The organism is Parasulfitobacter algicola, from assembly GCF_013315265.1.
GTDB lineage: Bacteria > Pseudomonadota > Alphaproteobacteria > Rhodobacterales > Rhodobacteraceae > Parasulfitobacter > Parasulfitobacter algicola.
The window spans coordinates 1-25,559 of the sequence record NZ_JABUFE010000022.1 but is presented as its reverse complement, the minus strand read 5'-3'; the positions used below and the strand labels follow the sequence as shown (position 1 = coordinate 25,559).

The 25,559-nt window shown below is 54.4% G+C and carries 25 protein-coding genes; 19 read left to right on the top strand and 6 right to left on the bottom strand.

All coding sequences use genetic code 11. The annotated features are described in order from the left end of the window. Positions 1-77 precede the first annotated feature (77 nt). The 3 genes from HRQ87_RS19085 to HRQ87_RS19075 are packed head-to-tail and all read right to left on the bottom strand — an operon-like array spanning position 78 to position 5,372. Positions 78-3,398: an error-prone DNA polymerase gene (locus HRQ87_RS19085; protein WP_174140042.1), complete on the bottom strand. Its 3,321-nt coding sequence runs from the start codon at positions 3,396-3,398 to the stop codon at positions 78-80. After that, positions 3,395-4,831 (bottom strand): Y-family DNA polymerase, encoded by a 1,437-nt coding sequence (locus HRQ87_RS19080; RefSeq protein ID WP_246252499.1) that lies wholly within the window; start codon positions 4,829-4,831, stop codon positions 3,395-3,397. The genes HRQ87_RS19085 and HRQ87_RS19080 overlap by 4 nt, the downstream gene beginning before the upstream one ends. Then, positions 4,815-5,372: an ImuA family protein gene (locus HRQ87_RS19075; RefSeq protein WP_246252496.1), complete on the bottom strand. Its 558-nt coding sequence runs from the start codon at positions 5,370-5,372 to the stop codon at positions 4,815-4,817. The genes HRQ87_RS19080 and HRQ87_RS19075 overlap by 17 nt, the downstream gene beginning before the upstream one ends. A 680-nt stretch (positions 5,373-6,052) precedes the next feature. On the opposite strand from HRQ87_RS19075, the gene HRQ87_RS19070 reads away from it, so the two are divergent. The 4 genes from HRQ87_RS19070 to HRQ87_RS19055 all read left to right on the top strand — a co-directional run bounded on the left by HRQ87_RS19070 (position 6,053) and on the right by HRQ87_RS19055 (position 9,351). Beyond that, positions 6,053-6,727: a hypothetical protein gene (locus tag HRQ87_RS19070; protein ID WP_174140040.1), complete on the top strand. Its 675-nt coding sequence runs from the start codon at positions 6,053-6,055 to the stop codon at positions 6,725-6,727. Positions 6,728-7,073: 346 nt separating this feature from the next. Continuing rightward, positions 7,074-8,267, top strand: a complete 1,194-nt coding sequence (gene repC / locus HRQ87_RS19065) for a replication initiation protein RepC (RefSeq protein ID WP_174140039.1) — start codon at positions 7,074-7,076, stop codon at positions 8,265-8,267. Between the two features lie 125 nt (positions 8,268-8,392). Next, the gene (locus HRQ87_RS19060) at positions 8,393-8,788 is read left to right on the top strand and encodes a hypothetical protein (RefSeq protein WP_174140038.1); all 396 of its coding nucleotides are present in this window, start codon (positions 8,393-8,395) and stop codon (positions 8,786-8,788) included. Then, the gene (locus HRQ87_RS19055; RefSeq protein ID WP_174140037.1) at positions 8,785-9,351 is read left to right on the top strand and encodes a thermonuclease family protein; all 567 of its coding nucleotides are present in this window, start codon (positions 8,785-8,787) and stop codon (positions 9,349-9,351) included. Before HRQ87_RS19060 ends, HRQ87_RS19055 begins: the two co-directional genes overlap by 4 nt. A gap of 322 nt (positions 9,352-9,673) precedes the next feature. Here the strand turns inward: HRQ87_RS19055 and HRQ87_RS19050 are convergent, their stop codons facing one another. Continuing rightward, entirely contained in the window at positions 9,674-10,258 is a 585-nt protein-coding gene (locus HRQ87_RS19050) for a TetR/AcrR family transcriptional regulator (RefSeq protein ID WP_174140036.1), read from the bottom strand. Between the two features lie 74 nt (positions 10,259-10,332). On the opposite strand from HRQ87_RS19050, the gene HRQ87_RS19045 reads away from it, so the two are divergent. The 8 genes from HRQ87_RS19045 (at position 10,333) to HRQ87_RS19010 (ending at position 17,855) form a co-directional block, all read left to right on the top strand. Further along, entirely contained in the window at positions 10,333-11,499 is a 1,167-nt protein-coding gene (locus HRQ87_RS19045; RefSeq protein ID WP_174140035.1) for an HlyD family efflux transporter periplasmic adaptor subunit, read from the top strand. Next, on the top strand, positions 11,496-12,674 hold the full coding sequence (locus tag HRQ87_RS19040) for an FtsX-like permease family protein (protein ID WP_174140034.1): 1,179 nt from the start codon (positions 11,496-11,498) through the stop codon (positions 12,672-12,674). Before HRQ87_RS19045 ends, HRQ87_RS19040 begins: the two co-directional genes overlap by 4 nt. After that, positions 12,674-13,387 carry an ATP-binding cassette domain-containing protein gene (locus HRQ87_RS19035; protein WP_174140033.1) on the top strand — a complete coding sequence of 238 codons (714 nt, stop codon included), beginning with the start codon at positions 12,674-12,676 and terminating at the stop codon, positions 13,385-13,387. The genes HRQ87_RS19040 and HRQ87_RS19035 overlap by 1 nt, the downstream gene beginning before the upstream one ends. Then, on the top strand, positions 13,387-13,611 hold the full coding sequence (locus tag HRQ87_RS19030; protein ID WP_174140032.1) for a hypothetical protein: 225 nt from the start codon (positions 13,387-13,389) through the stop codon (positions 13,609-13,611). The genes HRQ87_RS19035 and HRQ87_RS19030 overlap by 1 nt, the downstream gene beginning before the upstream one ends. 552 nt (positions 13,612-14,163) lie before the next feature. After that, positions 14,164-14,628: a GNAT family N-acetyltransferase gene (locus HRQ87_RS19025; RefSeq protein ID WP_174140031.1), complete on the top strand. Its 465-nt coding sequence runs from the start codon at positions 14,164-14,166 to the stop codon at positions 14,626-14,628. A 509-nt stretch (positions 14,629-15,137) separates the two neighbouring features. After that, a complete protein-coding gene (locus HRQ87_RS19020; protein WP_174140030.1) occupies positions 15,138-16,022 on the top strand; it encodes an ArdC family protein in 885 nt (294 codons plus the stop codon). 302 nt (positions 16,023-16,324) lie between these two features. After that, entirely contained in the window at positions 16,325-16,990 is a 666-nt protein-coding gene (locus HRQ87_RS19015) for an aspartate/glutamate racemase family protein (protein WP_174140029.1), read from the top strand. A gap of 334 nt (positions 16,991-17,324) precedes the next feature. Then, positions 17,325-17,855 carry a GNAT family N-acetyltransferase gene (locus HRQ87_RS19010; protein WP_174140028.1) on the top strand — a complete coding sequence of 177 codons (531 nt, stop codon included), beginning with the start codon at positions 17,325-17,327 and terminating at the stop codon, positions 17,853-17,855. Positions 17,856-18,090: 235 nt separating this feature from the next. Here HRQ87_RS19010 and HRQ87_RS19005 read toward each other — a convergent pair whose 3' ends face one another. Together HRQ87_RS19005 and HRQ87_RS19000 are read right to left on the bottom strand one after the other, a co-directional pair. Continuing rightward, entirely contained in the window at positions 18,091-18,864 is a 774-nt protein-coding gene (locus tag HRQ87_RS19005) for a Fic/DOC family protein (RefSeq protein ID WP_174140027.1), read from the bottom strand. 10 nt (positions 18,865-18,874) lie between these two features. After that, complete coding sequence (locus tag HRQ87_RS19000; protein WP_174140026.1) at positions 18,875-19,099, bottom strand: hypothetical protein; 225 nt, start codon at positions 19,097-19,099, stop codon at positions 18,875-18,877. Between the two features lie 135 nt (positions 19,100-19,234). Here HRQ87_RS19000 and HRQ87_RS18995 point away from each other — a divergent pair, with 135 nt between their 5' ends. The 7 genes from HRQ87_RS18995 to HRQ87_RS18965 all read left to right on the top strand — a co-directional run bounded on the left by HRQ87_RS18995 (position 19,235) and on the right by HRQ87_RS18965 (position 25,381). Beyond that, positions 19,235-19,825, top strand: coding sequence for a recombinase family protein (locus HRQ87_RS18995; protein ID WP_174140025.1), 591 nt, complete (start codon positions 19,235-19,237; stop codon positions 19,823-19,825). Between the two features lie 61 nt (positions 19,826-19,886). After that, on the top strand, positions 19,887-20,135 hold the full coding sequence (locus HRQ87_RS18990; RefSeq protein ID WP_174140024.1) for a hypothetical protein: 249 nt from the start codon (positions 19,887-19,889) through the stop codon (positions 20,133-20,135). A gap of 375 nt (positions 20,136-20,510) precedes the next feature. After that, positions 20,511-21,287, top strand: coding sequence for a DUF5131 family protein (locus HRQ87_RS18985; RefSeq protein WP_174140023.1), 777 nt, complete (start codon positions 20,511-20,513; stop codon positions 21,285-21,287). A gap of 70 nt (positions 21,288-21,357) precedes the next feature. Continuing rightward, positions 21,358-22,632: a three-Cys-motif partner protein TcmP gene (locus HRQ87_RS18980; protein ID WP_174140022.1), complete on the top strand. Its 1,275-nt coding sequence runs from the start codon at positions 21,358-21,360 to the stop codon at positions 22,630-22,632. A gap of 156 nt (positions 22,633-22,788) precedes the next feature. Next, positions 22,789-23,841: an HD domain-containing protein gene (locus HRQ87_RS18975; protein WP_174140021.1), complete on the top strand. Its 1,053-nt coding sequence runs from the start codon at positions 22,789-22,791 to the stop codon at positions 23,839-23,841. Positions 23,842-23,856: 15 nt separating this feature from the next. Further along, entirely contained in the window at positions 23,857-24,819 is a 963-nt protein-coding gene (locus HRQ87_RS18970) for a hypothetical protein (protein ID WP_174140020.1), read from the top strand. Then, positions 24,791-25,381, top strand: coding sequence for a histidine phosphatase family protein (locus HRQ87_RS18965; protein WP_174140019.1), 591 nt, complete (start codon positions 24,791-24,793; stop codon positions 25,379-25,381). Before HRQ87_RS18970 ends, HRQ87_RS18965 begins: the two co-directional genes overlap by 29 nt. Positions 25,382-25,559: the final 178 nt, after the last annotated feature.

The following is a 25,559-nucleotide window of genomic DNA, read 5'->3' as shown; positions in this document are numbered from 1 at the left end:
GTTCACAGCTATCCTGTGATCCTAACGGGAGCTCGACCTCAGAACAGAGGCAGCCCAATTACGCATGCTTTGGGCCGTCAATGGAAATCTCTGCTTGGGAACAGTCTCTTTGCCTGGTCTCTTGGATGCATGGCGCGGGAGAGGGCTTTGCTGGGTTTGGGTTTTGGGGCGGTATCGGCTTGTGGTAGGGTTTGTCCGATAGCCTCTTCCATCGGATGGCCGAGTTCCGCGAGGCGGTATGAGATATCTTCGACTTGCTGTGCGATCAGATGCACCACGATGCCTTCGCGCTGCAGATAGCCAGTGACGCGGACCAATCGGCCGCCGATCACGGCCCGCCGAAAGCGCTCATAGATTTTGGGCCAGACCACGACATTGCTGACCCCGGTTTCATCTTCCAAGGTCAGAAAAATCACGCCGGAGGCCGTTCCGGGCCGTTGGCGGGTGATGACCAGGCCGCACACGGTTGTACGTTTTAGGGGCGCTGTGATCAACGCACTATGAGGTGTCAGGCCAGGCAGCATCGGGCGTAGCAGTTCCATTGGATGGGCGCGCAGACTAAGCCGGATCGCCACGTAATCTTCGACCACCTCTTCGCCCAAATGCATCTGCGGCAGGGTAACTTCTGGTTCTGCAATATGTTCCCCCTCAATCGGATCGTTGAAAAGAGGAAGCTGCGCTTTGGATCGGATCGCTTTGACTTGCCACAACGCATCGCGACGGCCAAAGCCCATCCCGGAAAACGCATCTGCCTCGGCCAAGCGTTCCAGTGCAGCCGGATTTAGCCCGGCGCGTTGCCAGAGGCTTTGCGGATCTGGATAGCCATTGCCCCGTGCCGCAATAATCCAAGCCGCGTCATCTTCCTTGAAGCCTTTGATCTGTCGGAATCCAAGGCGTAGGGCCAGCGCTGCATCGGCGCGGCGTTCCAGGGTGTTGTCCCAATGGCTTTTGTTGACGCAGATCGGACGGACCTCGATCTGATGTTCACAAGCATCGCGCACGATCTGCGCGGGTGCATAAAAGCCCATGGGTTGTGCGTTCAGGAGGCCGCAGGCAAAAACGGCAGGGTGATGACATTTGATCCAGGCAGATACATAGACCAGCATGGCGAAGGCTGCGGCATGGCTTTCGGGGAATCCGTAATCCCCAAACCCTTCGACCTGGGAAAAGCACCGCTCTGCGAACTCCAGTTCATATCCACGCTCAAGCATGCCATTGATGAAGCGATCTCGGAATGCGCCAATGGTGCCCATACGGCGGAACGTGGCTAACGACCGGCGCAATCGGTCGGCCTCTTCGGCTGTAAACCCTGCGGCAACCACAGCGATCTGCATGGCTTGTTCTTGAAACAGTGGCACACCAAAGGTTTTGCCCAATACGCCTTCCAAGTCTTTCGACGGGTATGTGATGGTTTCCTTGCCCTGCCGCCGATTGATATAAGGGTGGACCATACCGCCCTGAATGGGGCCAGGGCGCACGATCGCCACTTCGATAACCAAATCATAAAACTCGCGCGGTCGCATTCGGGGCAGAAAGTTCATCTGCGCCCGGCTTTCGACCTGAAATACGCCAACGGCGTCGGCCACACAGAGCATGTCATAAACGGCGGGGTCTTTCTGCGGCACAAGATCCAGTGTCAGGGCAGGGCCGCCGTGCTGTTTGATCAGATCGAAGCATTTCCGAATGCAGGTCAGCATACCCAGACTAAGGACATCGATCTTCAGAATACCAAGCGTGTCGATATCATCTTTATCCCATTCGATCACAGTGCGGTCGTCCATGGCCGCATTTTCAATCGGGCACAGCTCATCCAACCGCCCTTTGGTGATGACAAATCCGCCTACATGCTGGGACAGATGGCGTGGAAATCCTATGATCTCTTGAATCAGGCGCAAGGTTTGGGACAGGCGGCGTTCGGTCGGGTCCAGACCCAATTGTCGGATATGACTGTCATCTACTCCGCCATTGGACCAGCCCCAGATCTGCCCGGTCAAACTGGTTGTAACATCCTGAGACAGGCCCATCACCTTGCCAACTTCCCGCACGGCCGCACGAGACCGAAAATGGATCACCGTTGCACAAAGCCCGGCGCGGTGGCGGCCATATTTTTGATAGATATGCTGGATCACCTCTTCACGCCGCTCGTGTTCAAAATCCACATCGATGTCTGGGGGTTCGCCGCGATATTCGGAGATGAAACGCTCAAAAACCATCGTAATGGTGTCGGGGCCGACATCGGTGATACCAAGTGCGTAACAGATGACCGAGTTTGCTGCCGATCCGCGCCCCTGACATAAGATCCCCTGATTCCTTGCGAACTGGACAATGTCATGCACGGTCAGGAAATAAGCTGCAAAGCCCAGTTTGCCGATCAATCGCAGTTCTTTAGTGACTAGGCCACGCACATGATCTGTCACGCCATCGGGATAGCGCCGTTGTAGCCCGGCTTCTGTCAGGCGTTTCAGGCGCGCTTGAGGGGCTTCATTGTCTGTGATCTCGTCAGGATATTCATAGGACAGCTCACTTAGGCAAAACCCGCAGCGTGCAGCGATCTCAGCTGTCCGGCGTAACGCGGCAGGATGGTTGCGGAAAAGCCGGGTCATGTCTTCCATCCCTTTAAGGCGACGTTCGGCGTTGGGCTGGGCACGGGTGCCGATCTGATCAATGCTGATATGGTGGCGCATGCAGGTCAGCACATCAGCCAATTGTCTGCGGCTGGCGTGATGCATCAATACATCGCCCACTGCCACCATCGGGGCAGCAGAGCGTTGTGCCATCCGCGCGCAGTCATCGAAATAACTCTGGTCCCTACCGTCATAGCGCGGGGCCACTCCCAGAAATACCTGTCCGGGAAAACGGCTCACCATTTTACGAATGTGAGCCTGAACATTATTCGATGTGGCGTCTTTTTGCGGCACAGCGATCAGGATCATGCCATGACATCCATCAAGCAAATCGGCCAGATCAAGATGACAGTCGCCTTTCTGTGCCCGCCTCTTACCAATGGTCAGCAACCGGCACAGCCGGGCGTAAGCTGGACGATCCTGGGGCAGGGTCACCCAGTCCACTGGGCTGTCGCGCAAAACCAGACGGCAACCGACGATCAGCTTTGGCAGCACCGGAGCGTGAGGTCGGTTGATGGGCTGTGGCGTGCCAACTTCCTGACGCGAACAGGAATCCATTCGGTGCTGTGATCTGATCTTGATCTCTTCATCTGCCTCACGTCTGAGTTCTTTAAGTGCTGCATAGGCACGCACCACACCGGCAAGAGAATTTCGGTCTGTGATCGCAATCGCGCCGAGACCCAGTTCAGCGGCACGTGTGACCAACTCTTCAGGATGTGATGCGCCCGTCAGAAAAGTGAAGTTTGAGGTCACGCATAGTTCTGCATAACTCATGCGAACTCTCCCTGTACGAACCAGCCGGGACTTTGCGGCGTATGAAACAGCCATAACCTGCGCCCTTCAAGGGTTTGGATCTTCCAATAATCCCGCAGGCCGGATCGCCAGGCTGCGTCCTGAAACCACCATTCCGGAGCAAGACGTTCCGGTCCTGTTGCGCGTGCGGTTACAAACGACATACGCCGCCATCGAAACTGTTGCGGGGGCGCGCGGCCTGATCCGGCAATGGCTTCAGGCGGAAAAAGCTGAAGGGGACGATCACGCAGAACGGGCCAAGAAGAGGCAGGGTCACTGTAAGCAGCGGCCGCAACGATAAAGCTACGCTCAGGGATATGACTATCGGCAGGCAAAAGTCGGGTGATGTTCTCAAGCCCGATGCGGTTGCCCAATCGTGTGATCAGATCCTGTATGGCATCAGGGTTTGTTTGTGCGATATGAGTGATTTGCGCGACGGGTAGCGGTTCAACCTGCACCGCTTCTAGGCGCATCTGATCGATACCAAAACCCGCATCGATCTTGTCCACGCCCGGTTCAAACAATGCAACAATACGTGCCGGATCTCGCATTGCTCGTGCAAGCCGAAGATCAACCTGCTGGTGGGCCTGATCGACACGGCGACAGGTCAGCTGCACCACGCGCGCGCCATGCTCTTGCGCTTTCAGCTTGTTGCACAAACTGCCGGTCAATCGTTCAACGCCTGCCATAACATCAGAGGTCAAGCCGATGGGGTCAGGCAAAGTCAGCCGCACTGTATACTGCGGCGGCTCAGCCAGGGGCGACACTGTCTCGGGCTGGGTCCCCAATGCTTGATCCAGGCGCAGCAGCAGATCACGCCCAAACCGACGGGTGACGGTGGCGCGGGGTAACGCGATTAGATCGGCAATCGTTCTGATACCAAGTCGTTGCAAGGATTGTGCCGTTTGATCTTGTATCCGCAATGCCGCAACCGGCAGTGGCGCGATGGTTTCTTGCAGCTGTCCCGCAGGCGCAATGCCTTCGCCATGCCGTGCTAAGGCCCAAGCAGCCCCGCGTGTGCTGGCCAAGCCAAGACAAACCTGAAGCCGGGCGCGTGTCACACGCAGGCGCAGATCATCCAGTAAAGCGGCTTCACCCCCGAACAGATGCGCTGATCCCGTGATATCCAAAACCAAGCCATCCGGACCGTCCACACCAACCCAGGGACAATAGCGCTTGGCCCATCGAGCCAAAACCTGCAAAAACGCCTGATCCGATTGTATGTTGGCGGGTATGGTTTTGAGATCTGGACAAAGTGCTCTCGCGTCTGACAGCCCCATGCCACGGGATAGACCAAGTTCTTCTGCAGCGATGTTTAGACAGTACAAACGTTCTGTATTCTGATCCTGAACAGACAGGGCAAAAGGTCCATGCGCAGGCATTGCGCGCAGCACCCGATCACTTGCCATCCTCATGAACCACACTGACACGATGCGCTTCTGCATCCCAACGAACTAACCACGACTTTAATGTTCCTGATTTGTTCTTAATAAGATCCCATCGCATCAAAGTCGAGTCCTGCGCGTCATAAACAGGGTTGCTGCGCCAACGTGTCTCGGCGGCATTGCTGCCCATCCCCTCTGGGATCAGGAAAAGCCCTGTGCTTTGACCGGTCTCGGCTGCCAGTTGCAGACGACGGCCCTGACGCAGATCCAAAGGTTTGCTGAGCGTGCTAATCACGGCAGACACAGCGCCGGAACGCAGTGCTTCCTCAGAGGCGGCCAGAACCTCTGTTTGGTCGGTTCCGGATGCGAAGACCAGTTTGCTGGGATCACAAAAGATAGCCAGGCCTTCAGGGTGCACCTGCTCTTGCCGCCATCGCTCAGAGATCCACAAAACAGAGCCTTGCATTTGACCAGCGATAATGGCTGCAAAACTGACGGCCGCCGGACCGCATGCTTCATGGGCGCGTGATGAGCGAAGCGGTAGGACTTTTATGACGGATGACATAAGCATTATGGCAGAGGTATCATCTTTGAGAGCTAAATCAAAAGACGACGCGGCCTTTTCCTAAAATAGCGGTCTCCCATGTTGTACAAGCGTTCATGCTTTGTTTTGGGAAATATTCCACTTATGATATTGAGAAATCTGAATTTTCGATCAGACTCCTAATCAGCAGGTTGAGGGTTCGAGTCCTTCCGGGATCGCCATCTTTTCAAGATGTTAGAAGATAATTGATATATACAATTGGAATGCTGGCACACACGAATTGTATTTTCAAGAACATAACGACCGCCGTGGTTCTAAAACTGCTTCGTAGTCTTGGAAAGGGGTAAGGACTGCTGCACTCGCTTTATTATCTGCATATGTACGGGTCCGGTTTGTTGCGCACGACTGTTAGTTTGATCGGCTCTGAGTTTTGCACTTGCGGCGAATGACCAGTTTGAAAGACTGCACGGCAACAACGCGATGTCAAGGGCAATGTCGGCCGTGGTGATGTACCGTGATAAGCGACTATATTCGTCAATGTTAACCCGCAAACTCTCATTATGAATGAGTGGCCTAGGGGTAAGTTACTGGCGATTAGTATTATAGGACAAAAATACGTTTTGCGCTTTTCTTAATTTTGCGTATGTTCAACCTCAGTATCTCGGCAGTACGCCGTCACTATCGCGACGTGCGTGCTGAGGCATCATATGCAGGAGAAGAAAATGCCTTCACATCCACACCAGCGCGCAACCCCCACAATCGCATCCACACAAGGCAAGCCTGTGGCTAAGTTTGCCCGGTTGTTTGCACTTGCGGTGGTCGTTGCTGCATCGCCTACGGTCCTATCCGCTCAAAGCGAAACCGATGGCGGTGACATAGATTGCAAAGTCATCCTTTGCCTGGCTGGCGGCTTCCCATCCGGCTGTGGCGATGCCTTGAGCTACATGCTCGATCGGATAAGTCCGCCCAACCCACAGCCTCCGTTTGGTTTTTGTCCAATGTCGAACGGCGAAGCTTACACCAATTTTGACGCACCCTACTCGCGGCTCAATCGTATGACACGGTCAGGCTGGGATTGCCCGGCTGGAAAGAACCTCTTTTTCGCGCGTCATGACGAGGACGAAGGCCACGATCGTATCGAGGCTTTCTGCTATACCGATACGCGCACTGTCAGGTCTGGTTGGGGTGAGGACAGAGAGACCCGCATTGAATATCTTGGACGCAGCAGTGCTACACCTGTGAACCTCCGTATCCAGATCACCGTCGAGCCTCACACCGCACAAGAGTTTGCAAGCCCAACGTATGTTATGAATTACCACACAGGGTACTACCGGGCCACTGCACCAGGTAGTGCTCCGGTGACGCTTTCCCAAAGCGAATAAGACTCTGCGGTTTAACCGATCCATCATCAATAGTGGCGCAACCGAAGGTTAACACAACAATTCCGACAGGCATCAACACGCTGTGTGTATGTCGCTAACCTAAAAGAAGAATCAACAGGCACGGGAGCACACCAACACCCAAAAAAGAGAGCCCCCGCAAGGCGGTAACCAAGCGAGGGGGGGGTTGTAGGACCGGAATTGGCGTTCCGATCTGATCCGAATAGTAAATTCAGGATCTTTTTACCACCTCCCTGACATTCGAGGCAAGCAAAAAACGCACCTGTGCGAACATAGAAGTTATGCCTCCGACCGCCTTGTGCATCGAGCGGAGACAAGGACAGAAACCATGCAACCATCACCAGAACTGGCCCTGCCACAAGGGCATTCAAGGCGCGACGTGATCGCGCTCATCAGTGAAATCGGCCCCAATCTGGGCCTAAGTGGCGCGGGGATCTGGGTGCTGACCAAAATCATCGGCAGCACCGATGACGCCGCCTGGACCGACCCAAACAAAGAACCGATTTTCTACGGACGACAGGAAACCATGGCCGAGCGGCTGCACATGACCACCCGACAGCTCCGCAACCATGAACGCAACTTCATTAAATTGAAACTCATGCAGCGCCGCACGCTTGCCAATGGCGGCCGGGATTACCGGACGAACCTTGGCTTGGTTCTCAACCCTCTCATCCAGCGGTTTTTCGAGTTCATTGACCTACGCGAGAAAGCCAGGGCGAAAGCCCACCGCATGAAAGACATGAAAGCCCTTCGCAGCGTCCGGCTCCGCGAGGTCAAAGACCAGCTCGCCCGCCTTTCTGCCGCCGACATCGCTTCACCCGCTATTCAGGACATCATGGCACGTCGCGATGCATGGCCTCGGACCGACCGGCTTCTAGGCATGTCAGAGGATGCGCTGGCGCAGCACATCGAGGACACGCGAACCCTGTGCGTCGAATTGGAAGACTGGATTGAAAACCAATCTGATTCTTCCTGTGAACCGGCATCAAACTTCCGGTCCTTTATACAAGAGGACACACAAGAGATTCTATCTGTTACTTGTAACGCGAACGACAATAAACGGAGCGCGGGCAAGCCCGCGCACGATCAATTTATTGAATCGGAGCCTAACGGCCCCGATCATTGCAGAGAAAAAAAACGTGCGGCGGAGACCGCAGCTCTGCAAGGGCTTTTGGAAGGCGATTATGGCCTCCGTCACATCGTCACCTTGGCAACCGAAGATTTCCAAATAGCCCTTAGCGCTCATTCAGATCGCCGTCTTGAAAGCGCTGTTGTCGAGGCCGCTGCAGCCAGGATTGCACCCCTCGGCATAAACATTTCTGCCTGGGACGCAGCCTGCAATCGGATGGGTCGCATCGGGGCTGCCGTCTGCGTCCTGGTCCTTGACGCCAACCGCGATCATCCGACATCCCCCGTCCGCAACCCCGGCGGCGCGCTGCGGGGCATGGTCAAACAATTCAATCGCGGCAAGCTGAACATCATCGGCAGCCTAATCGGATTGCACAGACGACGGGGCTTTTAGACAGACGTGGCTCGTATCCGGAAAAGTGTGAAATCCCACGCTAAGCCGGGTACACTCCGGCAAAGTGCAGAATGGTACGTTAAGGCTCTGTGTCGCGAAACTATCAGGGAAAGGATCATAAGACGATGACAATTGCTCTACGACTTTGCATCGCGGCGACGATGCTTGGAACAAATGGCCCTGCCATGGCCCATGATGACGGTTTTTCTCAACAATTCAGTGCCCCGCGCGCTTGCTTGGAGCCCCTGAAACCAATTGTCTCATCCTTCGTTGAGCGGGGCCAGGAAGCAGAGTTGCGGCGAGAATTTGAGCTATACTTCCGGGACGTGGAAACCTATCTCAATTGTCTGAATAGGGAGACACATCGCGTGATGGCCGAAGCCGAACGCGCCGCATATGAACTCAATCATATATTCGATCGCTTTCCAGACAGCATTGACAATGCTCCAGCCATTGTTGAACGCCCACCAATGGTTAACAGCGGGCACCTGAACCTCGACTATACAGGCGTTGGCGGTTGAGACCGGCGAGATCCTTCCTTCTGGTCACCGGCATCAGTGCGGTCTTTTTCGGCATAGCCATTTTCGTGACCCCCAACTTTGAAGCCTACTCTGGCACGACCCAACACGGTCCATTTCAGGCGAAGTTGATTGATGCTGACACCTTGACCGATGGCGAAAACAGATACCGGCTTGTCGGTGTAGATGCCTGCGAAATGGGTCAACCAATCGAATTTGCGGGCGAGCCGAACACACTCAACTGCGGTTACTACGCCATGCGGTTCGTGGAGCGCTTCATCGCTGATCATCAGGTCGTTTGCTATGATCAAGGCTCTCGAAGTTATGGCCGTATCGTTGCGCGCTGTTTTCGATACACAGACGGCACAAGACGCTCAATCCACGATGATATCGGCGCTTTTGTACTTCGATCGGGCTGGGCCGTCTCAACCGATCATGCCGAAGGCTTGTTCGCTTTAAGATACTACTACGAAGAGCTGATGGCCAAAACATCGCTGCGTGGTGCCTGGAATGGAACGACTATGACGCCGGCTGAGTGGCGACAAGCTAAGTCTCAACTCGATTAGAGGGGTCGATTCCGGCTGAGTACAGAATAGGGCGCTAAGGATTTTCTCATTCAGGTTTGTGGGATAGCGATCCTTCGCTGCGTCGTGCACGAACTGGTGAGATTGGGACAAAGCTGCGCTTCGAATTAGTCGTTTCAATGACTGCTTTGCGAGCCACGTCAAGGATACGAAAACCCAGAACCGCGCGACGTGACTGTTCACTGCGCGCAGTCACTTCACAGGTGGGGATGCACGAAGCTGGCCTATGGCTAAGGGGCTCAATCAACCGGAAGAAAAAAAGTCGCTGGACCCGGCTCGATCGGCCCAAGCCCGCCGATTAAGCTCAGTCAACGTCCCTCAAAAACAACGCCAAGTGCTGCATTGCAACAGACCGCGCTCTATCGGCCCAGTCTGACTTGCCACGAGCGCGTTCGACCAGCGCGACCGAGATTGGGAACACCATGATGCTGAGCGGATAGGACATCTGCGCGGCGTGGACCGATGATTGTCCGGGCAATACCCCAGCGAGCCGCGCTTCGATATCAGACAGAAACGCTTCGGCAATGCGCCCCACAGGTTCGGGATAGCGCGATGCTTCGAATAGCAAAATCGCGATGATCGACATCATCTCATCTGTCAGCATCCGCTCGATGGCGGCGCGTAGTGGATCCTCAATGTCATGGGCATCCACATCGACCGTTGTATTCAGCGGGGACACAAAGACCTTGTCGACGACAGCGGCAAAAAGCGCCGCCTTGTCCGAAAAGTAATGGTAGATGGTTCCGTTCGCGACCTGCGCCCGTTCCGCAACCCGCGCCAATCGTGCATCGCCATAACCATGCTCCGAGAATTCAGCGACGGCCGCATCAACAAGTTCATCGGGCCGGGTTTCTTTGCGGCGGCGGAATTTTGGTTTGTCAACCTTCATGACACCTCTCTATTGACAACACTCTCAATAAAGAGCCTATTGAGAGTATCTTCAATAAACTCGGATGACCGAGAATGTCCAACACTGATACCACCAAAAGAAGCCCTCCCAAAGATGTTCAGGTCGATCGCAAGCCGCCACGACGCAGCGAGCGGGCGCGCTGGCCGTGGTTCATCGGTGGTCTTGCCATCGTCGGCGTCGGCGCGTTTTTGATTGCCGGTGTCGATTTGCCGGCGCCGGGCATGCCATTGCCCACGAGCGCGGCGGACCAGATTGAACAGAGCGGTACGGTGCCGATGGAAACGCGCCCTGATCCGGCCCGGCAGGTTGCCACTTTGGGGCGGCTTGAACCAACGGGCAAGGTTATCGCCGTCGCCGCCCCGCCTGCGGCATCCGACGCGCCCTTGTCGAAGCTTCATGTCGCGGTTGGTGAGGTCGTCGCGGCGAATGACCTTTTGGCGACCTTCGCGAACGCCCCCCGTCTGGAGGCGCAATTGCGCCGCGCCCAGGCGGAATTGCAGGTCCAAGAAGTGGAGCTTGAGCGCGCCCGAAATGCGTTGCGTCTGGAGCAACTGAACGCCGAGGCGGCCTTGCGGATCGCCAAAGCAGAGCTGGCTGACGCCGAACGCATTTTGCAGCGCCAAGAGCGGCTCAACACCAGCGCGACAGCGAGCCAAGCGTCGCTCGACACCGCCCGCACCCAGAGAGAAATCCAGCGGGCGAAATTAGATCAGGCCGAAGCCCGGTTGAATGAGGTCACGGGCGATTTAGAACTGCATCCCGACATCAAGGCGGCCCGCCTGGCGGTGGAGCGTGCGGCGGCGGACGTCGCAATCGCCCAAGTGGAGGTTGATCAGACCCGATTGATCGCACCGATCGACGGCGTCGTCCTTGAAATCCAGAGCCGCGCTGGTGAACGGTCGAGTGCGGGCGGCATCGTACGGATTGCAGACACCTCAACGATGGTGGTTCGGATGGAAGTACACCAGAACCGCATTCACCGCGTGGCGACAGGCAGTTCCGTTACGATAAGGGGCGAAGCGCTGATAGAGCCGCTGTCGGCCGTCGTGACGTCGATCGGTCTCGAAGTTCTTGATCAGGGATTGATCGGGACTGACCCCGTTGTCACCAACAATGCGCGGGTGTTCGAGGTTGAGGCAACGTTGGATGCCGCGTCTGCCCAGGTCGCAGCACGTCTGATCAACCTTCAAGTGCTCGCGACAATCGAGATTGCCGAATGACCTGGATTCTCGAGCGGCTGCTGGGCCGCCTTCCCCTTGGCTGGCTGCAACTTATCAACCGCAAGGGCCGGTTCTTTTCGGCAACCCTTGGCGTCGGCTTTGCGGTCACGCTGGTTCTTTTTCAATTGGGATTCATAGGTGCGCTTTCTGGGTCTGTTCAACTGCCCTACCAGGCGATTCGCGCTGATTTTATTCTGTCAGGCCCTGACGCGCGCACACTCACGGACGGCACCGCCACCCCGCGCCAACGAGTCTATGAGGCGCTGTCTGTCAATGGCATCGACAGCGCCTCACCTTTTTACATCGGGACCGCGGTCTACAAGATCCCGAACGGACGCGATGCGTCCTTTCGTATCTTCGGGGTGGAGCCAGAGACGTTGGCCACGTTTTGGCGCGAGGATATCGCGCAATTCGCGCCCATTCTCGAAGTTGCGCGCACCGCAACCATTGACGGGCTGACACGCGGCGTACCGCCGGATTTCCTGAACGGTGTTGGCACAGGTGCACCGCAGCCCCTCAATCTGAACGGCATCCCCGTGGGTCTCGTCGGTACGTTTGAGATCGGTCCCGGCTTTGACAGCGACGGCTACATCTTTGTGTCCACCCGCACCTTCTTTCAGATTTTCCCGGAACAGGATCCGGGCGCGCCTGCGCATGTTTTTGTCAAAGTGGCACCCGGCCAGGACTTGCTCAGTGTCCGCCAGGACCTTGAAGCGCAGTACGATCCCACCGAGACCCTGACCCGCAGCATTGAAGAGGCATTGGCTGATGAGGTGATGGTCCAAACCGTTGAGGCCCCGATCGGGATCATATTCGGTTTTGGGGCCGTCATGGGCGTTTTTGTTGGACTGGTTATTGTCTACCAGGTCCTTTCGACCGAGGTATCGGACCACATTCGCGAATATGCGACCCTCAAAGCCGTCGGGTACCGGAACCGCTTTTTCTCAAGCATCGTGCTCGAACAGGCGGCCATCTTGGGGATCTGTGGTTTCGTGCCGGGCGCGCTGCTCGCGACCGTCCTGTACGGCATGATCTCAGGCGCAACGGGATTGCCAATGGTGATGGAACAGGCGCGGCTGACGAATGTCCTGATCGGCACACTTGTGGCGTGCGCTTTTTCGGGCCTCCTTGCGGCCCGCCGATTACGGGCGGCAGAGCCGGCGGAGCTCTATTGATGGAGCGCGCCATCGAAACGCGGGGGCTGAACTATGCCTTTGGCAGCGGCCCGGCCCGAACGCAGGTTCTGTTTGACGTCGACCTGACCATCCATCGCGGCGAAGTCATCGTGCTCAAGGGGGCGTCAGGCTCGGGCAAGACAACACTGCTCACGATCCTTGCGTGCTTGCGCGATATGCAGGACGGACAGGCAATGGTCCTCGGTGAAGATCTTGTTGGGGCATCTGCCGGCCTGCAGGTGCATATCCGCAGGCGCCTTGGCTTTATCTTTCAAGCGCATAACCTGCATGACGCGCTGACAGCCCTTCAAAATGTGCGCTTGGGGCTGGAACTGCATGGTGGCAAGGCCAAAGCGCAGTGGCGCGACGCAGGCGAACACCTTTTGGGTCTGCTGGGCCTTGAAGACCGTGTCCATTACAAACCGCGGAATTTGTCGGGCGGTCAAAAGCAACGCGTGGCCGTCGCGCGGGCGCTCATCGCCAATCCTGACATCGTTTTCGCAGATGAGCCAACCGCCGCACTAGACGCAGAAAGCGGGCGGATCGTGATCGAGATGTTGAAGGACCTCGCCGAAGCGCGCGGCACCACATCTTTGATCGTCACCCACGACGAACGGGTCGTTCGCATGGCGTCCCGAGTTTTGACGATGGATCAGGGGCGGCTTGTAGCGGACGAAACAGCGGAAAAAACCGATGAGATGGAGGCGGGATAATGAAGGAATCAAGATTGGTGATAGCTCTCGTATTGGCCCTGTCGGCATCCGCGGCCGCAGCCGAAATTGCGCGAACAATGGCCGATGCCCAGCCGTGGGAATTCAGCGATCCGTCAGGACGGGTCGCTCAGCTAACGCTCAATCCCGACGGCACAGGGCGGGTCCGGCCCGGCTTTGGTGCGGCAGACGCCACTTGGAAAGAAACGGAAGATGGCATTGCCTGACCACCCGCCCCTTGGGTGAAACGTGCCTCGAATTTCGCCGTGTGGAGGGTGGGAGCGTGGGCACAGGACCGGACGGCGCGGTGTTCATTTTCAGGCGCTGACGAAAAACGGCCGCCTTGCACGTCTTTCTTGATGCCGCAGTGGGCTAAGTTGAGTAAGCTCGCTATGAAAAGTACGTGAACCATCGCGCTTAACTTTTGCTCGAAGAGGTTCGGCGCTCAGGGCCAGATCAAACAATTGATCTGAACGAGAAAGCCAAAGTCGCTTCACTGTATGGCCGCTTCTGCAAAATCCGGGCTGCGTTCTGTGGGATCGAGCGCACGAGGAGGATATGCCGCATCGGTCCGCGACTTTTCTGTAAAAGCCGTCGTTCGCTATCGCGCAGCAAGGTGGCAGGTCTGGGCTCTCTTGAGACCTTCGCCGCAGGGTGCGCCAAGAAACGCAGCGCGGACATTTTTGCCGTTCGCTGCAGTTGCTCCAAGGTCTGCACTTTGTTGCCCAACAAGGAGCGGTACGCTTGGTGTTGGCGCGATAAACAGATAACTTAAGCTAATGAGTACTCGCAGCTTCCGCCTTGCCACATTGGATGACCTAGAAGTAGTGGCCAGCATTAACCGGCAGGCTTACGAGCCTGCCTATCTTCCTATAATTGGTGCGGCTCCTCGACCCGCTACTGAGGATTATACGCCTTGGATACGCGACGGTCTGGTGTGGATATGCCACTTAGGCGACACAGCCGTCGGCGTTTTAGTACTAGAGAAACACGTTGAATACTGGATGATTTGGAGCATTGCGGTTAGCCCTGATCATCAGGGAAAGAGATTTGGACAAGCGCTGATCGAACATGCCAAGCGGACAGCTTCTGATTCACAGATTGGCTGTCTTCGTTTGCACACCAACTCAAAGATGACGAACAATATTCTGCTCTATGAGAAGCTCGGTTTCTATCAGATGGCTTCGATTCCGCACCCTACTCGAGAGGGTCATGAACTCGTCTACATGCAATTCGATCTTTGAGGCTAAACACGCAAAGCCGACGTCTATGTACAGCGCAGCATCGGTGAAGAGGGCTCTCTTTCCTCTTACGCCGCGTCTAACCCGAACGACCGGTTTCCATGCTCGGTGAAACATGATCCTGTGATCCCGGCTGTGTGCCGGTCTCGCTTTGAGCGATAGACAGGGCAGGGGATCGACGGGCTGACGCCCGTTCACCCCCGCCCTGACAGTTTCCAACTCCTGTTGATCCGCCTGCCATCCTGTCAGGTCCGAGAAAACCGGCAAGCGCCGCCTGTGGCGTCGGTTCCGGTCGAGAATTCCGGTTCCTCCCACGCGCAGGCGCGCGGTTCCCTCCCAAATTCACGCCCTCCACCCGGTTGTCACGGCCCCGCCAGGCCGCAGGACGGGCTTTGCCCTTACCTGCTCTGCCGTTCGGAATGCATGGGCATTCCAAACAACAGAACAGGAAGGCCCGCCCATTGGCGGAAAGGGAAACTGACCCCGACCGCATCATGCGAGGAGGGTCACAAATGACCAAAGAGAAATTCGACGTTTACACCCATGTCACCAACCAGATTGTCGCGCAGATCGAGGCGGGAACGCCGCCCTGGCGCAAGCCGTGGACTGGCGGAGGAGGAGGGGTCAGCTTGCCGGAACGGTTCAACGGCGAGGCCTATCGGGGCATCAACATCCTGATGCTTTGGGCGACAGCGATGGCTAAGGATTACAGCTCAGCCCGCTGGATGACGTTCAATCAGGCCAAGCAGCTTGGGGGCCATGTCCGCAAGGGCGAGAAATCCGCAACCGTGGTAAAATACGGCACCGTCGAGCGCGAGGACGAGAACGGCGAGGAACGCCAGATTCCCTATGCCAAGGCCTACCGCGTGTTCAATGCCGACCAGATCGAGGGCTTGCCCGCTGAATTCTACATTCTGCCCGTTCCACCGCGCGATCTTGGCACGGTGGCCGACCCCGAGCTGGAGGCGTTCTTTGCCGCGACCGGCGCGCAGATCGACGTGACCGAGGAGCCGCGCGCCTATTACAACATCAAGACTGACCGCATTCATATGCCGCCGATTGGCACGTTTTATCGGGCGGCTGGGTATTTTGGCACCTTAGCCCATGAGACAATCCATTGGACAGGCGCGGCAAAGCGGCTGGACCGTTTAGGCCGGTTCAATGACCGCAAGGCCTATGCATTCGAGGAGCTGGTCGCGGAAATTGGTAACTGCATGCTTTGCGCACAGATCGGGGTGGAGCCTGAATTCGATCAGAGTGCGGCCTATGTCGAAGGATGGCTTGAGGCGATGAAGGAAGATAACCGCGCGATATTCCGCGCCGCGTCCGAGGCGCAGAAGGCCGTTGACTACATCATGGCCCGCACCGCGCAGACCGACCGGATGGCCGCCGAGTAACAGCCCGCACCGCTGAAATGATCGAGGCCCCCGTCAGCAGGCGGGGGCCTTTTGCGTTTCCGTATCATCCTGGGTGAAGCCGGTTTCAGGGTGACCTGTCGCCGGGCTACCTGGCGGCCACCCGCCGACAGGCCTAGCACTTCGCGCGGACGGGCATCAGATGCCCGGAAACGGTCGCTTTTGGAAGAGTCGTGCCGACAAAGCTAAGGTTCGTTTCAATGCTAAGGTGACTCTTTTCTCCCGCATGGCGGATGGCTGAGTCTGCGCATATAGTTCTGCGAAAATTGGAAGGATTTTATACCATGCACATCGGATTGATTGGCGGCATTGGACCAGCGGCGACAACGTACTATTACCAACTCCTTCTTGAAGAGATGGGAGAGCAAAACCTCACTATTTCCCATGCTAGCCTTAAAAGCCTAAGTGGAAATGTGATGGCCGGAAATCGTGATGCGCAAGCTGCGATCTTTGCGAACCACGTTGATATTTTAAAGGGTGCTGGTGCTGATTTTGCAGCCGTCACATCTGTTGCCGGGCATTTTTGCATTGAAGAGCTAGCGGCGCGGTCGTCGTTACCGCTGGTAAGTGTGTTGGATAGCTTAAAGACATATTTCTCAGAAAATAGTCTGAAACGGATCGGCATTTTAGGCAACCGTGTTGCAATGCAAAGCCATCTCTTCGGGATGATTGATACTGTAAATTTCGTCACACCTGAGGCCGAAACGCTCGACAAAGTTGGTGAAGCCTACATGCAGATGGCCAAGCGCGGTCGATGTGAAGATCATGAGCGACAGCTATTTATCAAAGCTGGCCAAGATATGGTCGATCACAGTGGTGCAGATGCAGTCCTTTTAGGAGGAACTGACTTGTTTCTTGCGTTTGATGGCGGCAAGGCGAGTTACCCAGTAGTTGATGCAGCGCGTGTGCATGTCGCTGAATTGATCAAAGCTGATCGTGGACCGTTCTAAAACGGTCATTTCTGCCGCGCTGCCCTGCCCCACGCCGGATCAATCGCTTAGGCTGGACAAAAACCCCCGGCAAAATAGAAGGGGTTTTGTCACGTTTTTGCGCCTGCCAGTCGCGAAGGTCGGCGAGGTCTGCAGTGCGGGACAAAAGCCGACCTTACTGTCTTGCTTCGAAGGGAAATATGTCCCACGATACACTCATGTTGAATGAAGTCGTTAACCTGCCGAGCTATTACCTCCGTTCTTAAACGGAGCGGTCAGTGTTGTTCGAACAGATGATGCCGCCACAGAGCGGCATTCTTTCGTTTGGCTCCTGTGGCTAAGACAGGAGAGCAAAATGGAAAGAACCCCTCAAAACAGTATCGTCGAGATACGTGATGCAACCCAAACTGACTTGCCTCACCTAAAGAGAATGGTGCAAGCACTGGCTGAACATCACGACGATGTTCCGCAGGTAACTCTAGAAATTCTAAAAAGAGACATTTTCGGCGTTATTCCATGGATTTACGTTATTGTTGCGGAGGCCGAGGGTACAGCTGTTGGCTATGTAGCCCTTTGCCCGCTCATACAGCTGCAAATGGGGGTAAGAGGTATCGATATGCACCATCTCTTTGTTGAATCTGGTTTTCGTAGGCAAGGCATTGGCAAACAACTGATTGAGGGTGCAATGCAGAAGGCACGCGAGCTCTCATGTTCACAAATGTCTGTTGGTACCCATCCAGACAATTTGAACGCCCAAGCTGTCTACCTTGCTTGCGGATTTGAGCGACGAGACAGTTCACATCCTAGTTTTGCATTGCGCTGTGAGCAGAGATGCTGCGCCGCAGAACTAGTCAAGATGGGCTCTTCAGTAGCTTTCGCCGCATAATTCCCCAACGGCTGCTTATGATACGATCCAGCCCCCTCCCGGAATCGCGCCCATTAGATTTCCACCGAAGCAATCAGCATGGTTCCAAAAAATTCAAGGACTGTTGAGTGTCTTCAGGTGGTAGGTCGAGATCAGCGGCACGGTGGGTCCATTGGCATAAAGGAACGATTGGTCCCACAAAGCTCGGCAGTGATCGAATACGGCTGAGTGCAGAAAATCCCTCTAAGGTTTATCGTTACCTCTCCCGCCCCCTCGGTTCATTCAGAACCTTCTGCAGCGTGTTTCGATCCATGATAGTTTCATAAGCCTTCGCCACCGACCGCACCTGGTCCCGCGCGGACGCTCTTTCGGCGGGCGAACGTAGCTTTTCAATCGCTGCATTCACAGTGTCAAAATAGCTGGCAATAGCTTCTTGTGCTTTTGTGCCGGTATGAGCGCGCTCAGGATCGATGGCGAAGGTGATAGCCCCTCGCAACAATTCGTCAGATCCCATGTTCGAAACCTTCGATGCCGTGATCCAGGCAGTCGGATTTATTCGTTCGGTCGCAAGTTCAAATCCGGCTCTTTCTGTAAGCTGATTGAGCACCTGCATCTGTGTACGCCCGTTCCCATCACGAAAGGGGTGTGCATAGTTCAGGTCGGAGACAACTCGTGCCGCATATTCCCCGAACTGATCATGGTTCATCCCCTGGCCGAAATTTCCACCTTTTACCAAACGCTCGACATGATCTAGGCCCCCGGCCAGTCGACCATGCGGCATGAAATGACTTCCGCCCTTGCTTATGTTGAGCGTACGCAGCTCACCGGCCCAAGCATACACATCCTGAAAGATATGATGATGGACAGCTTGAATGTGCGATCGCGAAAAATCACCGGTAGGAACACCCTCATCTACGCGCGTCGCTGTGATCTGCCGTTCAGCCCGGTCGAGTGTATCAGCGTCACGAATACCCAGCTTATTAATAAGGACTGAATAATCTGGTGGGTAGCAATAGGTTGTGTCAGTCAATGAGACCTACCTACCTCGTCCGGTCGAGCTGACGGGACGTCACCTGGCGTTGCTCACGCATCAATCGGCCGATCAGGAACTTTCGCTGGCGTGCTGGGTTCCAACCCTTGATTTCCATCTTACGAAACAGCGCAATCTCAGCAGGCGTCATCGGGTTCGCCTCGATCTCTTGAGTGGCGAACGCATGGCGCAAGCGTTTCGATTGCACGCCGCCGAACCGATCCTCTACTGCCATATCCCGCCTCCATAAAACGAACGTTTAATAGATACCTTCCCGAACGGCCCAGAAATCTCCTGCTTAAGCGATTTCAGCTTTCTATAAAGGTCTCTATAAACTATACTCTACATAAACCCGATGGACAAACGATTTATGGAACAACCAGGCAGAAAAAAGATCGGTTTCGCGAGGGTCTCGACCAGTGACCAAAACCTTGAGCCTCAGATCGCGCGGCTCAGAGCACTTGGCTGCGACGAAATCTACACTGTGAAGGAATCTGGCGCGAAGGCCCATTCCGAAACATTGGAGCAATGCTTCAGTGTTCTTCAGGAAGGTGACATGCTGATCGTGACCGCACTCGACCGTCTGAGCCGCAGCCAGAAGCAGCTTGGTTTTATCGCCGAGCGGTTGAAAGACGCCGGGATCGAGCTGCACTCTGATCGTGAGAAGATCGATACCAGCTCGGCCATGGGCCAGATGTTCTACACAATCGCCGTAGCGTTTGCCCAATTCGAACGTGATCTGATCCGTGAGCGAACCCAGGCAGGTCTGGCTTTGGCCCGTGATCAAGGTCGCATTGGAGGTAGGCCCCCTGCCCTCGACGAAGATGGTATCGACAGCGTTCGGCAAATGTTGTCCGGGACAACACTTTCCGTCAAAGCTATCGCTGCTCATCATGGCATCAAGCCATCAACCGTCTACAAGTATTTCCCTGGCGGCCGGGCCGCACTCAACCAGCCATAACTGCGAAAGGAAACATCCATTGCAAAGAATAATCTCGGTCTTAAGCGCTTCGCTGTGCGTGATGACCACCTCACTTCAGGCCGAAACACCTTTCCTGCCGATGGATCGATCAGTCCCGGATCTTCTAGCCGAAGGTTGGGAAGTGGCCGGGTCGCTCGGCAACGGGGCATTGCTCATGCAAAATGGTGATCAGATCAGCTTCTGCATCATAGACATTAAAGGTGGCCACTTTGACTACCTTGGTGGTGAGACGGATCTTGCTGAACGGTTCTCAACGATTGATGCTAACTGCGCAGCACTTATAGAATAAGAAAAGCGCCGACGCTTTTGAGCATCGGCGCTTCACCTTCAGGGCCATCGCCGTCCCCGGCTGTGCCTTGCCTTTTGTTTACTCCAATCCAGTGACAACGGCAACAACGATAAGCCAACTTCATCTTCCCAAAATATCCTCGGGGGAGGCCGTTAGGCCGGGGGCAGACAGCCCCCAGCCCAAAGCAGACCTGACAATCTGGCACCATGGGGCGGAAAGTGTGAATTCGCTGCACATGCGAAATCAAGGCGTTCAGATGCAAAGCTGCCATTGATTGGTCTCTATATGGTCGTAAGTTGCGTAAATTTTGTTGCCTCTATGTTCTCGTATGGCTAATGTGGAGGAGTAACCGATTGCATTGCAGAAAGACGTATCGTGGCCGAGACACAAATCGAATGGACCGATGCAACTTGGAACCCGGTCGTCGGATGCTCCATCATGTCCGCTGGGTGCACAAATTGCTATGCGATGAACATGGCTATGCGCTTGGAAGCGATGGGTGTTGAAAAATACAAAGGCCTCACTAGGAAGTCAGGTACTCGCACAATCTGGAATGGCGTCGTTCGTGAAGACCGCGCATCGCTGGAAATTCCGCGCAAGTGGAAGAAGCCACGGAAAATCTTTGTAAATTCAATGAGCGATCTCTTTCACCCTTTGGTATCTACTGCATTTGTCGCGGATGTTTGGGGAGTGATGTCGCAGACACCGCATCACCACTACCAAATCCTGACAAAGCGCCCAGACAGAATGGCGGAGCTACTGCAAGACCTCTGTCCATCGCCGCTGGACAATGTATGGCTTGGAACAAGTGTAGAGGGTGCTGATGTTGCGCATCGGATAGACGAGCTGCGCGATGTTCCCGCAAGGATTAGGTTTATCTCTTTCGAGCCTCTAATCAACAGCGTGGGAGAAATTGACCTTACAGGGATTGATTGGGCAATTGTTGGTGGCGAAAGCGGCCGAAGTGCGCGTCCAATCAAAGAAGAATGGATTGACGACATCCACGATGTCTGTCGCCTCCATGGCACGGCGTTCTTTTTCAAGCAGTGGGGTACTTGGGGCAAAGATAATAAGAAGCGCTCCAAGAAGCTTAACGGTCGAGATTACCGTGGACGCACATGGGATGAAATGCCCGTTGAAATGCACCCTTAACGCGAGTTTGGCCTTGCTTTCGCGTTGAGATGGGTCAGTCTTAAGCGATGTAATTATGTGACTGGCTAAGATGGCAAAAAAGCAGAATTTCAATTGGAAAATTGGCGCACCTCTTCCGAGGATTGAAGCACACACAGAACGTAAGCTTGAGGTCATTGAGCAGTACCTGGATGTCTATTTTGACACAGTCACCGCCAACCGCCACATGGACGTGTTGCGCATTACCATTGTCGATGGCTTTTGTGGTGGCGGATTATACCAAAAAGACACTGAGACGCGATATGGAAGCCCTTTTGCACTGCTATATGCGGTTGAACGGGCAAAGATCCGGATAAACGCCGACAGACACAAGCCACTTCAAATTGCAGCCCAGTTTTATTTCAGTGATGCAAACACACTGCATATGGCCACCCTTCGCGACGAGTTGCTCCGCAGCGAGTTTGCGTCACAAGTAGACGAGAGCATTATCTTACAAACAGGCAACTTTGAGGATCTACTCCCAAAAGTTCTTACCGACATCAAGAAACGGCAACGCCAGGGGCGTAGTTTCTTTGTGCTCGATCAATGGGGCTACACGGATGTCCCCATGCATTGTTTGCAAAAGATATTCTCTTCATTGCACAAGCCTGAAGCTATTCTGACCTTCTCGATCGACGCCTTGCTTAACTATTTACGCAATGACGGCAAGGGCCTTGATGGATTGCGCCAATACGGTGTCGACGATGATTTTGTCAGGACATGGAACGAGCTTAAGGAAGATGAGAACTTTGGACGGGCAACGGCGCAACGCTCCATTATGGAGGCGCTTCGCCACAATAGCGGAGCTCACTTTTTTACGCCATTTATGATGTATTCTAAGACTGACAAACGTTGGATGTTGTTGGCACATCTATCAAAGCATCAAGCTGCGCGTGATAAAATGCTATCTGTGCACTGGGATCAACAAAACCACTTTCGCCACATCGGAAAGGGGTCCCTGTTCGAGATGGGGTTCGATCACCGGTTAGTGGAAACCAAAGACGCGTTGTTCTCATTTTTGGATGAAGATGAAGCTACTCTGATGCAGGAACTCGAAAACGAACTGCCCGGTCGCGTGATGGACAACATGACTGACGATGTCTTGCAGATCGAAACCTTGCTCTCGCGTATCGGGAACCTCACAGCGGCTCAAAATGTGATGATATTCCGGGCGCTTCAACGACTTGTCAGCGAGGGCGAAGTAGAAATCGAAAAGAAAGGAGGAGGCAGGAAGAAAGCAAGCACGATGATCGAAGTATCCGACAAGTTGATCAGACCCTCACAACCTCTGCTTTTTTCGAACTTCGGGAAGCAAAAAGTCGACTAGGCTCATAGGCACAGGGCGATTAGCATATGTCAGCAACAATGTATGCCGCGACGTAGAACCTACTAATGTAGAGTTTAGTTTCTATGTATAGTCGGTATAAGCGATGGACTAGCAAAAGAGGGTGAGTCTGATTTGAACGTGAACTTGGATCATAGAGTGAAGGAGAATGCATTCGGTGCACCAGAACTTATGTCCATGACTACAGATACTTGGACCATGAGGTCGGACGAAGAGCCCTTCTTTCGAGATGGTGTTGTGCAAGCGCTCATAGCCACTAAGCCAATGCAACGATTAGGTCGTATCGGGTTCTTGGGCGCTATCGACTATGTTCGCAAAGGATCAGGGGCCTCACCAGACAGAAGGCGTCACAACAGACTGGAGCATAGTTTAGGCGTTGCAAAACTCGCCGAACGGTATTCTGATCTGGTTGGTATGACGCAAAAAGATCGCAACCTTGTGTTAGCGGCCGCTCTGCTCCATGACATAGGTCACGGGCCCCTCTCGCACACACTTGAACCCGTTTTTGAAGAGAAGTTTGGAATCAATCACCACAAAGCGAGCCGCGATATCATACGTGGTGAGTCCATGCTTGGCGCCGAGATACGTACAGTCCTACAAGAGTTTTCCGTTGATCCAGAACAAGTGATCGCCTTGATCGATGGGGAAAACGTCAATCAATACAGCTTCTTGTTCTCAAGCCCCTTGAACCTAGACACGCTTGAGGGCATCACCCGTTGCCGAGCCTTTGTCGGTCCGCGCGCAGCATTCGGATCTCCGATCACATTGGTCGAGAGAATGGCGGAGAACTCAAAGTTTCTGCAAAACGACTACGACGCATTTTGGCAACTCAAACACAATGTCTACAACCTCTTTATCAATGCGCGGCTGGGGCGCGTGTTTGACACTGTGGCGCAGACCTACATGCGTGCGCAAATCGACAGCTTCTCTAAGGACGACTTTCTAAAAACAGAAGTTGACCTGAAACGCGGTCACAAACAACTTTTTGCAATGTTCCGGAAAATCATTGATGGCACCAAGCGCGCTCGAGACGAACTTCCCACCGAATGGATGGAAATATGTGTTGAGATCAAAGACAGAAATTTTTTCATCGCACATGATTTCAGTTTAAGTGATCCAGCGTGTATCAATGAACGGTATCGCCAAAGCAAAGAAGTCCGGACGACAACCTTGGACGATCTTCTTTCGTAACCAAGGGGAAAAGACATGGCCGAACTGACAGACTCCGATATATCGGGCGTTCTACAACGCGCCGTCAAATTATCCGAACAACAGCTCAAACTCATGCGAGAACTCGCTGAGGAAATCTTTGGTCAGGATACCAAAATCATCATTGGCGTGAACGGCAGCGTCGCCCGCCGCGAAACCACAAGCGGCTCCGACGTCGATCTCTTTTTTCTCGGCCTGGGCGAAAGCGAGCTCGATTCCCTGCAATCCCAACAAGACATCTACCGGGCACGGCTCCGCGATGCTGGGATCAAAATGCCCGCGAATGGCGGTGTCTTCGACGAACCTTTACGGGCAGATGAACTTTGCGAGACAATTGGGGGCGACAACGACACCAATACATTCATCACACGCCGGATGTTGTTTTTGCTGGAAGGCGAGTGGATCTATAATCAGACCGCTTTTGAAAAACTCCGTAGTGACCTGATCTGCCGATACGTCACCGAAGATCTTGCAGATGAGAAAATCGCCCTGTTCTTGCTCAATGACATCATCCGCTACTGGCGCACAATCTGTGTCGACTTCGAACACAAAATTCAGGATGTGAGCAAGCCACGCGCCATCCGCAACATTAAGTTGCGGTTTTCGCGGATGTTGCTCTACTTTGCCGGCGTCGCCGCGGTCAGCAAGACCATCGGTATGAGCGGAGTTGAGAAACGGGCCAAACTGAACGCACTGTTCTCAATGCCTGCTCTAGCGCGGATCCAAGATGTATTTGAAGACAAAGCGGCTCCCCTGACTGTACTTTATGCAGAATTCTTGGCCAGTATTGATGATCCCGACATCCGACAGGTTCTAGAACGCAGCGGTGTTGAGGGTATCGACACACGTGAATATGAAGCCCTTGTCGCGAAGGCGCGCGACTTCAAGGACGAGCTTTTGACCATATTACTCAAAGACCTTAAGACCAGCCATGAGGTGGTTCGTGCGCTCCTGTTGTAACCAAAGCACCGAGCAAGTCGAAGCTCTACTGCGCCCAGAGCTCGTTCCGGGTTTTCCCGGTGAGTTCATCTTTTTACGACATGGTCAAACTGACTGGAACCGTTCTGGGAAGGTGATGGGGCAACGTGACATAGCCCTTAATGCAGAAGGGCTAAGGCAGGCTGGTGAAGCCGCGCGCAGTTTACACGGCTTTGGCGTGTCTCGAATTCTTGTCAGCCCCCTGAAAAGGTGCCAAGAGACCGCAGAGATTATTGCACAAGAGCTAAAGCTTCCATTTCAGACTATCGCTGAACTGCAGGAACGTGATTGGGGCGTGTTTGAAGGTGGCCCGCCAGAGGCGCGACTTTCAGCATATGACGCTCCGCCTAATGGCGAGACAACTAGGGCCTTTAGCCAACGTCTTGCGTTGGGTCTGTCCCAATTAGAGCCGCTTGAGCGATCCCTCGTAATCTCTCATTCGGGTGTGTACCGAGCACTTATTGGCAAGGGTCGTGAGCAAAAAATTGGCTATGCGAAACCTGTTGTCATCAAAATTATGCAACAGAACAAACCCATGCTTTGAATCGTATCGCTACGTGTGGGCGCTACAGACAAAAATTGTTTTTGCGTCGGAGGAACATGGAAGTCCGCTTTTAGAAAGCTGCGTCGCTACAACGAATGTCTGCTTCTCTAATTGGGTGTTTGGGTCAAGCTCGTTTTCCTTCTTTCCTTTGGGTCTTTGTCACTCATCCGGGTCACGC